General features: G+C 61.3%; 11 protein-coding genes. 6 read left to right on the top strand and 5 right to left on the bottom strand.

All coding sequences use genetic code 11. From position 1 onward, the window contains the following. Positions 1 to 96 precede the first annotated feature (96 nt). The 4 genes from SOP95_RS29335 to SOP95_RS29350 all read left to right on the top strand — a co-directional run bounded on the left by SOP95_RS29335 (position 97) and on the right by SOP95_RS29350 (position 5,791). Entirely contained in the window at positions 97 to 1,545 is a 1,449-nt protein-coding gene (locus SOP95_RS29335) for a HAMP domain-containing sensor histidine kinase (protein ID WP_323609229.1), read from the top strand. Between the two features lie 185 nt (positions 1,546 to 1,730). Further along, positions 1,731 to 2,810, top strand: coding sequence for an SCO family protein (locus tag SOP95_RS29340; protein ID WP_323609231.1), 1,080 nt, complete (start codon positions 1,731 to 1,733; stop codon positions 2,808 to 2,810). Positions 2,811 to 2,910: 100 nt separating this feature from the next. Further along, positions 2,911 to 4,392 (top strand): sensor histidine kinase, encoded by a 1,482-nt coding sequence (locus SOP95_RS29345; RefSeq protein ID WP_323609232.1) that lies wholly within the window; start codon positions 2,911 to 2,913, stop codon positions 4,390 to 4,392. Continuing rightward, positions 4,361 to 5,791 (top strand): sigma-54-dependent transcriptional regulator, encoded by a 1,431-nt coding sequence (locus tag SOP95_RS29350; RefSeq protein ID WP_274076857.1) that lies wholly within the window; start codon positions 4,361 to 4,363, stop codon positions 5,789 to 5,791. The genes SOP95_RS29345 and SOP95_RS29350 overlap by 32 nt, the downstream gene beginning before the upstream one ends. Before the next feature lie 39 nt (positions 5,792 to 5,830). Here the strand turns inward: SOP95_RS29350 and SOP95_RS29355 are convergent, their stop codons facing one another. The 4 genes from SOP95_RS29355 to SOP95_RS29370 form a co-directional block, all read right to left on the bottom strand. Next, a complete protein-coding gene (locus SOP95_RS29355) occupies positions 5,831 to 6,211 on the bottom strand; it encodes a hypothetical protein (protein WP_323609233.1) in 381 nt (126 codons plus the stop codon). A 220-nt stretch (positions 6,212 to 6,431) separates the two neighbouring features. Next, the gene (locus SOP95_RS29360; protein WP_274076859.1) at positions 6,432 to 7,013 is read right to left on the bottom strand and encodes a hypothetical protein; all 582 of its coding nucleotides are present in this window, start codon (positions 7,011 to 7,013) and stop codon (positions 6,432 to 6,434) included. Positions 7,014 to 7,127: 114 nt separating this feature from the next. Next, the gene (locus SOP95_RS29365; RefSeq protein ID WP_274076860.1) at positions 7,128 to 7,532 is read right to left on the bottom strand and encodes a hypothetical protein; all 405 of its coding nucleotides are present in this window, start codon (positions 7,530 to 7,532) and stop codon (positions 7,128 to 7,130) included. Between the two features lie 83 nt (positions 7,533 to 7,615). Beyond that, on the bottom strand, positions 7,616 to 8,668 hold the full coding sequence (locus SOP95_RS29370) for an AraC family transcriptional regulator ligand-binding domain-containing protein (RefSeq protein ID WP_323609234.1): 1,053 nt from the start codon (positions 8,666 to 8,668) through the stop codon (positions 7,616 to 7,618). 71 nt (positions 8,669 to 8,739) lie between these two features. Here SOP95_RS29370 and SOP95_RS29375 point away from each other — a divergent pair, with 71 nt between their 5' ends. After that, positions 8,740 to 9,663: a LysR family transcriptional regulator gene (locus SOP95_RS29375; protein ID WP_323609235.1), complete on the top strand. Its 924-nt coding sequence runs from the start codon at positions 8,740 to 8,742 to the stop codon at positions 9,661 to 9,663. A gap of 6 nt (positions 9,664 to 9,669) precedes the next feature. Here the strand turns inward: SOP95_RS29375 and SOP95_RS29380 are convergent, their stop codons facing one another. Then, positions 9,670 to 10,593, bottom strand: coding sequence for a LysR family transcriptional regulator (locus tag SOP95_RS29380; protein ID WP_274076863.1), 924 nt, complete (start codon positions 10,591 to 10,593; stop codon positions 9,670 to 9,672). 97 nt (positions 10,594 to 10,690) lie between these two features. On the opposite strand from SOP95_RS29380, the gene SOP95_RS29385 reads away from it, so the two are divergent. Further along, on the top strand, positions 10,691 to 11,530 hold the full coding sequence (locus SOP95_RS29385) for an AraC family transcriptional regulator (protein ID WP_274076864.1): 840 nt from the start codon (positions 10,691 to 10,693) through the stop codon (positions 11,528 to 11,530). Positions 11,531 to 11,748: the final 218 nt, after the last annotated feature.

The following is an 11,748-nucleotide window of genomic DNA, read 5'->3' on the forward strand; positions in this document are numbered from 1 at the left end:
GTGGAGTGGGGAATAGGGGGAGGGGCAGGACCCGGGAACGGGCAAACGGCGAGTAGTGCGCTATAAACCTATAGGGGTTTTGCGGGAACACTGTCCATGACCATGCTTGCAAAGACACTGGCGTCCGACCAGGGCGAGATTCGCTTGAGCTCACGCAAACAGCCGTTCAATCTGCTGCGCTGGTTTTCGCTCATCAGCATGGCGGTGATCGGCACGGTGGCGGTGGCGCTGGGCTCGGTGTCGACCAAATTCGTGATAACCGAAAGCGTGCAGCGCGATGCCCTGCTGACTTCGCAATTCATCCAGGCGATTGCCTCCGCCGAGGTGCGCCATGTGTCGATTCCCAATGTGCGGACCATGGGCGAGCTGCTCGACCCGCGCAAGGACCGGGAATTTCCCGACGTCGACCCGCTGGCCCGGGCCAACGCCCGGGGCGAATTCCTCGATCACATCGAACATTTGCCGGATGTGATCCTGGCCAACATCTACGCCCCCGACCGCATGATCATCTGGTCGACCAACCCGGCCCTGATGGGCACCACGATTCACGCCGACGAAGACCTCGACCAGGCCTTCGCCTCGAAGACCCCCGTGTCGGCCAGCTATCACGATGTCGACCAGGCTCGCATGGAACAGAAGTTCATCACGCCGCCGGAATACATCTTCATCGAAAACTACATTCCGCTGTTCGATGCCGAAGGCAAGAACGTCACGGCGATGGTCGAGATCTACAAGGAACCCAAGGACCTGATCAACCGCATGGAACGCGGCCTGGTGCTGATATGGCTGGCCACGGCCCTGGGCGGCGGCCTGATCTACCTGGGGCTGTACTGGATCGTGCGGCGGGCGGCGAACCTGCTGGCGACGCAACAGAAGCAGCTGATCACCAACGAAACCTTCGTCGCCCTGGGCGAGATGTCGTCGGCCGTTGCCCACAGCCTGCGCAATCCCCTGGCGACCATTCGTTCGAGCGCCGAGCTGGCACTGGAGTTCGACAGTGGCCCTGCGCACAAGAACATCAACGACATCATCGGCCAGGTCGATCGCATGTCGAAGTGGGTTCGCGAGTTGCTGCAGTCCCTGCGGCCACTCAATGACGACGTCGAGCCGGTCAACCTGGTGGCGGCGCTGTACGACAGCCTCACTGCGTTCGAGCAACAGATCGTCAAGGCCCGGGTCAATGTGCTGTTCGAACCCATAGGCACGCCGATGGTGCTGAGCCAGCAGGTGCAGCTGACGCAGATCCTCAACAGTTTGCTGGCCAATGCCCTGGAGGCCATGGACGAAGGCGGAACCCTGACCATCGCCATGGCGCCCATCGATGCCCAGAATGTTCGCGTGGTGGTGAGCGATACCGGCAAAGGCATGACCGAGGAGCAGCGGCGCATGGCGTTCCGCCCGTTTTTCACTACCAAGCAAGGCGGGCTCGGTGTCGGGCTGGTGCTGGTCAAGCGCATCATGGAACGATTTGGCGGGACGGTGGCCCTGGACAGCCGCGAGGGCGAGGGCACCCGCGTCAGCCTGACGTTCAAACGCGTCCCCTGAAAATGGGTGTGAAATTTCCCCGCTAGCGGGTGCCATTCCCCAGTCGCCATTCCCATCGTGGCAAAGTGATGTCGATAAGCCATTGTTTTATAGAATGTTAATGCCTTTGTATAAAACAGTTACAAGTTTGGCCGGCTCTTTGCACTAGCCCCATCACCCCCTTCATACGTTAGAGGCGGCTGGTGATGGATACCGCACGTACGCAAGCCCTGGGCATGCACCTGGTGCTGATATTGGTGACGGGCCTGCTGGCCAGCCAGCTGCTGGTCGCCAACCAGACACCGTCGACACCCGCTCCGGTAGCCGCTGGCGAATCCACCACGCCGTGGGGTGGCGACTATTTCCCCAACACCCTGCTGACCGACCAGGACGGTCGGCAGGTGCATTTTTTCGATGACTTGATCAAGGGCAAGGTGGTGGTGATCAATTTCATCTTTACCTCGTGCAGCGACTCCTGCCCGCTGGAAACCGCGCGGCTGCGCCAGGTGCAGAAACTGCTCGGCGACCGGGTCGGCAAGGACATCTTCTTCTACTCCATCAGCATCGATCCCTTGAGCGACACCCCCGGGGTACTCAAGGCCTATGCGCAACGCTTCCAGGTCGGGCCGGGCTGGCAGTTCCTCACCGGCGAGTTCGGCGACGTCACCGAGTTGCGGCAAAAACTCGGGCTGTTCATCGAAGGCGTCGACAACGGCCGCAGCAAGGACCACAACCTGAGCCTGATCGTCGGTAACCAGCAAACCGGTCGCTGGATGAAAGCCTCGCCCTTCGAGAACCCGTGGATCCTGGCCGACCAATTGGCCAATACCTTGCATAACTGGAAACAACCGAGCATGGGCGAAAGCTACGCCAATGCGCCCGAGATTCGCCCGCCGAGCAACGGCGAAGAATTGTTCCGCACCCGTTGCGCGTCGTGCCACAGCCTCGGCCCGTTGGACGGGCAGGGCATCGGCATGCGCAGCATCGGTCCGGATCTGGTCGGCGTGACCCGCCAGCGCGATCCGGCCTGGCTGAGCCGCTGGATCCGCGAGCCCGACCGCATGCTGGCCGAAAAAGACCCGATTGCCATGGAGCTGTTCGAGCGCTTCGACAAGATCCCGATGCCCAACCTGCGCATGGATGAGCACTCGGCGCAGTCGATCATCGAGTTCCTGCAGGAAGAAACCGAGCGCCAGCAGCCGTTGCTCACACCTCTGGTCATCGACGCCGAGGAACCGCAGCACCAGCACGCCGTCGCCGCGCCCGACATGGCGCGAGTGCAATAGTGGCGAAATAGCTTTATCGGGCAGTCTGTGACGGTCAATGCCACCTACACTGATCGGGAATGCGGCTGAAAACGCTTGTCTCAAGCTACCAGGACATCCCATGCAGATACTGCAATCAACGCCGGATACGCCGGCAGCAGAGGCCAAGGATTGGCGGCCGCCGTTCAATCTGGTGCGCTGGTTTTCCGTGGCGAGTTTTTTCATCATTGCCGGCGTGGCATTGGGCCTGGGCTACATTTCCACGCGTTTCGTGGTCGAGGAGAGTATCGAGCGCGACTCCATGCTGACCGCGCAATTCGTGCAAGCCATGGGCGCCGCCGAAATTCGCCATGCCGCGATTTCGCCGAACCGCACCATGGGCGAAATGCTCGACCCGCGCGCTGACGCCGCCTATCCAGACGTCGACTCGGGCGCCCGTACCGCTTCGCGCATCGAGTTTCTTGATCATGTCGAACACCTGCCAGACCTTCTGCTGGCCACGGTGTACGCCATGGACCGCACCGTGGTCTGGTCGACCAACCCCGAGCTGGTCGGTGTGCGCATCGACAATGACGAGGAACTGGACGAGTCCTTCGAAATGAAGGAAGCGGTGTCCACCAGCTACCACGAGATCGACGAGGAGCGTCCTGAGCAACGCTTGCTGCATGACCCCCAGTACCTGTTCGTCGAGAACTACATTCCAATGTTCAACGCCGACAAAAGCAAAGTGGTCGCCATGGTCGAGATCTACAAGGAACCGGTGGACCTGATAGCGCGCATCCAGCGCGGGTTCAAGGCGATCTGGCTGACCACATTGCTCGGCGGCGCGGTGATCTACCTGGGGTTGTTCTGGATCGTGCGCCGTGCGGCCCTGCTGTTGCATAGCCAGCAGAAACAGCTGGTCGCCAACGAAACCTTCGTCGCCCTGGGGGAAATGTCCTCGGCGGTCGCCCACAGCCTGCGCAATCCGCTGGCCAATATTCGTTCCAGCGCCGAAATGGCCCAGGAAATCGCCAGCCAGCCCGCGCAGAAGAACATCGGCGACATCATCGGCCAGGTCGATCGCATGTCACGCTGGGTCCGTGAGTTGCTGGTGTCCTTGCGCCCGGTCAACGACGATCAGGAAAGCGTCGACCTGGTGCTGGCCATCGACGACACCTTGAGCGCCTTCGCCCCACAGATCCAGCGCTCGAACGTCGAAGTGCGCTTCACGCCCAGGACGGTGCCACCGGTCGTCAGCCAACAGGTGTTGCTCACACAGATTCTCAATAGTCTGTTCGCCAACGCGCTGGAAGCCATGCCCAAGGGCGGCGTACTGAGTATCGACATCGAAACACCGGCCCCCGATCAGGTGTGCATGGTCCTCAACGACACCGGCAAGGGCATGACCAGGCAGCAACAGCAAATGGTCTTCAAGCCGTTCTTCACCACCAAACAGGGAGGGTTGGGCGTGGGCCTGGCCCTGGTCAAAAGAATAATGGAGCGCTTCGAAGGCTCGGTCGAACTGACCAGCCAAGAGCAGGAAGGAACCCGCGTCTGTCTCAATTTCAAAGTGGCAACGGGAGGGGAATATGGAGCACAGCATACTGCTGGTCGAGGATGATGAGCTGCTCGCGGAGAATATCCAGACTTACCTGGAGCGCAAGGACTTCGAAGTGACCGTCTGCCACTCGGCCGAAGACGCGCTGTCGCAGTTGAGCACCTTTCTTCCGGATGTGGTGCTGACCGACAACTCGTTGCCGGGCATGAGTGGGCACGACCTGATCCAGAAGCTGCGCATCAGCGCGCCGGATCTGAAAGTGATCATGATGACCGGCTACGGCAACGTCGAAGACGCCGTGGTGGCGATGAAAGAGGGCGCGTTTCACTACGTGACCAAACCGGTGGCGCTGCCGGAGCTCAAGCTGCTGCTGGACAAGGCCCTGGCCACCGACCGGATGGAGCGCACACTGTCGTTCTACCAGGAGCGCGAGGCGCAGAAATCAGGGGTGCAGGCATTGATCGGCGAATCGGCACCGATGGTCTACCTCAAGGGCACCATCGCACAGTTGCTCGACGCTGAGCGGCGCATGGCCAACACCGATTTGCCGCCGGTGCTGGTGGAAGGCGAGACCGGTACCGGCAAGGAACTGGTGGCGCGGGCGCTGCATTTCGACGGTCCGCGCAGCAAAGGCCCGTTCATCGAGTTCAACTGCGCCTCGATTCCTTCCAACCTGGTGGAGTCGGAGCTTTTCGGCCACGAGAAGGGCGCCTTCACCGATGCCAAGGACCGTCGCCTGGGGCTGGTGGAAGCGGCCGACGGCGGCACCCTGTTTCTCGATGAAATCGGCGAAATGGACCTGATTCTCCAAGCCAAGCTGCTGAAGCTGCTGGAAGACCGGACCATCCGCCGGGTCGGTTCGGTGAAAGAGCGCAAGGTCGACCTGCGGGTGATCAGCGCCACCAACTGCAACCTCGAGCAAATGGTCCAGCAGGGCAAGTTCCGCCGCGACCTGTTCTTCCGCCTGCGCATCATTTCGATCAAGGTGCCGCGCCTGTATGCCCGTGGCGAAGACATCCTGCTGCTGGCCCGGCACTTCCTGGCGACCCATGGCAAACGCTACGGCAAGCCGCACCTGCGGTTTAGCGAGCAGGCCGAGGAACTGCTGCTCAACTACACCTGGCCGGGCAACGTGCGCGAACTGCGCAACATGCTCGAGCAGACCGTCTTGCTGGCGCAACACGACACCATTGCCGCCCACCAGTTGAACGTCTGCCTGAGCCTGGTGGACGAGCCGGCGATGTTTACCCATGAGCTGCCACCGAGCGAACCGCGCGCGGCCTATAACGGCAACGAATCGATGAACCTGCCGGAAGTGGAGCGCGACATGGTGCGCAAGATGCTCGACAAGACCGACTGGAACGTCACCAAGTCCGCGCGGCTTTTGGGCCTGAGCCGCGACATGCTGCGCTACCGGATCGAGAAGCTTGGCCTGGCGCGGCCGGACAAGCGTCAGTGGTAGAGGAGCAGCTGTCAGTTTGCAGCCTCAAGCTGCAAGTTGTTACAAGGCCGGGCTCGGGTTGCTGAGGCAGGCGAGCATGCAGGTCGGGTCGAGGACCTCCTGGTTCACGTAGACGCCGTGTTCGGCGTCGTAGGTGCGAATGAACACGCGCACGGTGGTATCGGCGACCGTTGGCAATCGGGAATCGGAGAATACGTGCTCGCTCGACACCGGGGTGAAGGTCTGGGGCGATGTCGGGATGTACGATCCCGGCGGCACCGTGCTCAGGGTTGGAGGCGCCGGATGGGCAAAGGGCTGGTCGGCGCCGTAGTAGTTGAATTCACTGCTGGATTCTTCGGTTTGCATCGCACTGTCATCCGCCTGGGCGCTGCTGGCAGCCAGGCACAGGGCAAGTAACAGCGTGGGTACGGTTGTGTTCATGGCAGCACCTGCGGCATCGGTTTTCGCGCGTTTCCCCAAGGTCATTAACTATAGCGTTCCCGTGGGCGAACGTCGGTGGTGCGCGCTTTACAAAAACGCAACACGGCGGCGGTGAGGGCCTGACAGCCGCCCCATCCACCTGTAGGAGCTGCCGCAGGCTGCGATCTTTTGATCTTGCTGTTAAAAAGCAAAGTCAAAAGATCGCAGCCTGCGGCAGCTCCTACGTGAGCTCCAGCCGGTCCAACGCATAATCCTTCCCGGCCAGGGTCAGTTCAAAAGTGGTGGTGCCGAACGTACCCCGTGTCACTTTTTGCCTCACAAGACCTTTGACCTGGAGTTGCTTTAGACCGGTTTCAACTTCCGACGTACTGAGTGAGACAAGTTTGCAAACCGAGCTCAGGTTCGCAATTTTTCTGAAGCTCGCGTGATAGGCCAAAGCTTCCATCAGAATCGTTTGGTCATCTGTCAACTGGGGGAACTGAGGGTTGTTCTTTTTGTAAATTCTTCGCTCTAACTCGTGTAACTCACCGTAAGCTCCATCAGTGATGCGGGCGTAGTAAATCGCAACAGACAGAGTGCTGATCAAAATCGCGATAATCATCAGCAGCGACCAGTTCGGTATTGGCGTTTCCAGCCATAGCCATTCCCAAAAAACTGGCAGCCAGCCCGTGGTATCGGCCAGCAACGTCAGGTCGAAGTGAGTGTCGAGCAGCTTCATGGCGGCCCAGGCGACAAGGAAAATTCCGGCCGAGCCGGCCATGACCTTGAACGTGAACGGGGAAGGCTTCCCTTGTGCTGCCATGCTGCTCGTCTCAAGTGCAGAAACAGGTGCTATCAGCATAGCAGCGGAAAGTGGCCCTCTCAGGGGCCCGCAAGGGAGAAACAGGAGAAATGTCGTCTGGTGTGTTTGCAGTCCTTAAAATAGCCGGGTGATCTCATTCAAGATCCGATCCTGGGTTTGAGTACTTGGCCTTTGGCGGTAAGCCACTGCAAAAAAAGCAACGCCTTCGTAGTCGCAGCGAATCGAAAAAGTCATGCCTTCACGCAACCCGTAGACTGATCTTTCTCCTGCTTCAACAAAATATCTCGCTTTTGCAAGCGCCGCCCTGGCGTGCTGCAGACAGCCAGCTTGAGTCAGTGAATGTTGTAGCCAACTGGTCGTGACTCGCACAGACGAAGTCTCGCTGTCATCGATAGGGGGGCGAGTAATTTCCTTAGGTGCATTGTACTTCTCGTCGCTGGTACAAGCGGTCAGCCCCATTGTGATAACGCACAGTAAAAAGCCATAACGAACGCTCGAATGCTGCAGTGGATTTCGCATCGTGGGGCGCACCTGTGACGATCTGCAATGAATGAAGTGGCTACTAACGTAATAGCGGGTTTCTGATCTTTTGCTAGTTACGCTCAGTCATTGCGACACAACCCCAGCCGCCCGCGATAGACCCCAGGCGCACACCCCAGCCACCGCAAGCACGCCCGGTTGAAGCTCTGCACGTCGCTGTAGCCCAACCGGTCGGAAATCTCGACCAGTTCCAGGTCCGCCTCCTGTAGGAAATCTTCGGCGCGGCAGCGGCGGTACTCGTCCAGCAACTCGGAAAAACTCCAGCCCAGGGACTTCAAGCGCCGGGCCGCGGTGCGTTCGAGCATGTGCTGGCGGGTGCAGAATTGCTGCCAGTGGGCGACGGCGAGTTCAGCGATCACGTAGTCGCTGACCTGCTCGAGCAGGGTCGGCTCACTGTTGCGCCGGGTTTGCTCCAGCAATTCCACGAGGGTCTGTTCCAGCTCATGGTTACCGGGGGTGAGCGCGGTGACGAACAGCTGTGGATCGAGGTGAATCGCATACTGTGCCATCCCCCAGCGTACCGCTACCCGGAACGCTTGCTCGTGGTCCTGGGCGTTGGCCGGACAGGCGCCGACCAGGCTGACCGCGAGGATCGGGTCACGCGCCAGGCCGCTGGCGAGGAATTTTCGACGCAGCATGCTGCACAAGCTGATGAGGATGTAGTCGGCGGTCGCCGCACTGGCCTTGACGCTGCCGGCATCGAGCAGGCGCAGCTCGACGCCGTCCTTGTCGCGTACCACCTGTGCTTGGAAATGCCCGTTGAAAAACGGAAAGAACCGCACGAAATATTGGCAGGCGCTGTCCAGGGACGCCGCGACGTCGAACAGGTAAGTCAGGCCGTTGGTGGCGGTGGACACGAAGCGTCGACCCGCCGCCAGGCCGATCAGCGGGTCGCCGGTCTGCTCCAGTGCAAACGCCCAGAAGCGCCGCGACAGGAACAGCGGCACTCGCATGAACGGCGTGCGCAACTCGAACAGGCTGCGCCGGAACAGGCCTTCGATAGCCTCCCGGGCAACGCCGCGTGCCAGCAGTTCTTCGATGGCCGGCAGCAGGGTCGGGGCATAGAACGCATTGGGCAATATTTGAGGCTGCAATAGCTGATCGCTTTTTGTCATGTAGGGCTCACAGCTTGTGTCCGGACACTGGTTAGGCTGCCTGACGTTAAGCGATTTGCCGGAGCAAGACCATGCTTGATTTACGCCAGCTCGACCTGAACCTGCTGCTCGCCTTCGATGCGATCTACCAGCAGCGCAGTGTCACCCGTGCCGCCGAGGTGATGTGCCTGTCGCAACCGGCCATGAGCAACGCATTGCGCCGCCTGCGTGAGTTGTGTGGCGATCCGCTGTTCATCAAGAGCCGCCTGGGCGTGACCCCGACGCTGGTCGCGCACCGCCTGGCCGACTTCGTGCGCGCCGCCCTGGAGTCCTTGCGAGAGGGCTTGCGCATGATCCCCGCGGCGCGGCAAAACAATCCGCTGCTGCGCATCAGCTGCCTCGATTGCCTGCAACCGGTGCTGCTCGATGCACTGCTCGAGTCGCCCCATGCCGATTGGCAAGTGCGGTACTTCCAGCCGCGGCGGCGCGATGCCTTGCAGGAGCTGGCGAGCGGCAAGCTCGACATCCTGATCGACCTCGACCAACCGCTGGCCGGGCTGGCCGGCCTGCACAAGCAAGTGCTGCCCGCCGATCATTATGTGTTCGCCTTTGGCGCCGCCCTCAAGGACCCGCCCCGCACCCTCGAGGCCTATCTCCAACAACCGCAGATCCAGGTGTCCAGCCGCCGCGACGGCCTCAGCCCGGTGGACCTGCGGCTGGGCTTGAAAGGTATGCGCCGGACCCTGGCGATGAGTACGCAAAGTACCCTGGCCGCGCGCCTGATAACCGATCGCCAGCCGTTCGGCATGAGTCTGCCGAGCCGCGTTGCCAGTGCACTGGGCTTGCAGCAAGTGCCGTTGCCGCTGGAGGAACCGGTGGAGCTGAAACTGGCGTTGTACATCGAATCGCGCTATCGCTTCGAACGCAGTCGCGAGGAGGCGGTGCATTGCCTGCTGCGGGCCTTGGGTGAGCCGCGGGCGGTGCAGGCGCAGCGGGCGTTGTCGCGCCGTGCCTGATGCGATTTACCCCGAAACCGCCGCCAGCAAACGCTCGTCGACCTGCATGATCGCCTCGACCATCGCCAGCGCCGCCGGCGTCAGGGAATAGCCGACGCGACTGACGATGCCGTAATGCAGGAGCAACCCGGGGTCGTCGCTGGGCACGTCGACAAAGTCCAGCAGCCGAATCAGCCCCTGGTCGACCTGTTCGGCGAGGGCTTCCATGGTGGCGATGCCCACCGCGTCGGAGCGCCTGACCACGCGGCAGATGGCGTCGAATTGCGCGCATTCGACGCTGGGGTTGAAGTCGGGTTCGCCCTGCACGTCGGCGAGGATCTTGCGGATCATCGGCGGGATGCGCGTACCGACCACGGCATAGTCGAGCAGGGCACGCAGCGACAGGTCCTGGCGGTTGGCCAGGGGGTGATCGATGCGACAAAAGAAGCGTCCGCGTCGTGGCCGCAGCAGTTGGACCTGGTATTGCGGATCACCGGTGAAGTAGCGCGAATCGGCGACCAGGAACTCGATCTGCTGCTCGCGCAACCACACCGCCAATTGCTCCCAGTCGCCGAGATGAAAACGGGTGCGGATCGCCGGGTGCGCCTGGATGAATTGAGCCAGGGCTTCGGGCACCAGCAGTTGCGCCGGGTAAGGGCCACTGCCGAAGTGCAGTTCGCCGCCGGTCAGACCGTTGTATTGGGTCAGTTCGTTGTGCAACGCCTGGCTACCGGCAAGTAGACGCCGTGCGTGCTGCAGCACCAGTTGGCCCTGGCCGGTCAGGCGAAATTCGCGACTGCTGCGCTCCACCAGTGCGCAATCGAGGTCCCGTTCCAGGGTCTGGATGCTGCGGCTGAAGGCCGGCTGGCTGAGGTTGATCGCTTCGGCGGCGCGACCAAAACTGCGGTAGTCGGCCAGTGCGACGAGGTGGCGAAGTTGTCGAAGGTCCATCATGCGTCTCCTGCATTCAGCGGATACTTTTAATGCATTGGATCGATATCACAGAGACTGGCATAAGTACACGCCTGCCTTTCAGATTCCGTGCGCCATGACCACTGAAACCTTCGCCTCCAGTGCATTCACCCGCACCATTCTCAGCCATGCCCAGCGTTCCGGCCTGTGCCAGGAACAGCTGCTGCAACGGGCCGGGATCTGTCTGTCGCTGCTGGAGGGGCAAGGCTTGCGCGTTCCCGCGCACCTGGTTGAACAGCTGTGGCACGAATGCGAGCGCCAGGGCGCCGGGGCCACTTTTGGCTGTGAACTGGTCAACGGCATGGCCACCACCAGCCTGCAAGGCTTGAACATACTGCTCGATTCCGCCACGACCCTGCGCGCCAGCCTCGCCTGCTTCACCGAGTTCCTGCCCCGTGTGACCAACCACGTGCAGGCGCAACTGGAGGAGGTTGACGGACAGGCTCGCTTGCACCTGCGCGCTGCTCAGCAATTGCCGCATTTTTTCGGACTGGATGCGGCCACCTTGACCCTCGTGCGCAACATCGCCCGCCGACTCGGGCGGGCACCGGGCGAGGTGTTCCTGGGTGTGACCTTGACCCCGCAGCAGGCGGCCGGTGAGTGGTTGCGCAGTGTCGGCATCGAAGTCTCACAGGGATCGCATCCGCGCCTTGATGTTCCGCTGGCCATTCTCGACGAACCCCTGCTGGGCGCCAATCCGTTCCTGCACCAGAGCATGTTGCGACACTGGCAGACTGAAGCCGCGCAACATGTCCGCAGCGACAGTCTGGAGCTGGCGCGGCATTGGCTGACGGCGGGGGATCAGCCCATAGAGCGGATTGCCGAACGCCTTGGCTATCGGCAGCCAAGTAATTTCATAAGGGCATTTCGCAAGCAGTTCGGGATTACGCCGAAGCAGTTTCGGTTGGGGTTGTAGGGGCTCGCGGTGAGGCGATCCGACCTGGCGAGGGCTCTGCTTTCGGCCGCCTTCGCTGGCAAGCCAGCTCCTACAGTGGATCGGATGCGGCCTTGGGGCATGCGGCGGTTGTGAGGCCGTCATCGCCGGCAGGCCGGCTCCCACAGTAGATCGGATACAGCCGATGATTGCTTTTTGTCAGTCCTCGCTTGCGTGTGGACGATAAGGCTCAGGCACCG

The sequence above is a fragment of the Pseudomonas sp. YuFO8 genome (assembly GCF_035065025.1).
GTDB lineage: Bacteria > Pseudomonadota > Gammaproteobacteria > Pseudomonadales > Pseudomonadaceae > Aquipseudomonas > Aquipseudomonas putida_AE.